The 471-nt window shown below is 46.1% G+C and carries 1 protein-coding gene; it reads right to left on the bottom strand.

What is annotated here, in order from left to right:
• Positions 1 to 471, bottom strand: a 471-nt coding sequence (locus KP705_RS17460; protein WP_215765194.1) for a hypothetical protein, incomplete at both ends; no start/stop codon positions are given.

The following is a 471-nucleotide window of genomic DNA, read 5'->3' as shown; positions in this document are numbered from 1 at the left end:
GCCCAACAATCTTATTCTCCATCTGCTCGAATTTTATTTCATCACCAACGATGACACGACCATCAAGAGAAGGCTCAACACAGAGAGCCATAGCAATATCGGGCCCGAACATATCCAATGATTTAGGGACACCTATCGTGGCTTCGCCTTCATCACGCTTCGTGAAAAGCTCAGCATCATTGATGACACGCTTCATCATCTTCAGAGATCCATCAGACTGATCTCGAACGATGCGAAGCCTCTCATCATTAAGAGACCCCTTGAACTCCTTAAACGATCCGTACCTCTGTATCAGTCGCGTATTGAGTGTCTCATTATAGAACCACTCAAGATGGCCATCCTCCATCGTCTCAATATCGTTCGGCTTAGTCACATATTTTGTGACCTCATCAACAGACTCAAGAGTTCCCGCATCCTTAACAATGCACGACATCCTCTCACGAACATCAGCAAGAAAATCCTGCCAGCCGT

The sequence above is a fragment of the Gluconobacter sp. P1D12_c genome, assembly GCF_018812105.1.
Lineage (GTDB): Bacteria > Pseudomonadota > Alphaproteobacteria > Acetobacterales > Acetobacteraceae > Gluconobacter > Gluconobacter oxydans_A.
Note: the sequence above shows the minus strand (reverse complement) of the source record. Positions and strands in the feature narration are given on the sequence as shown.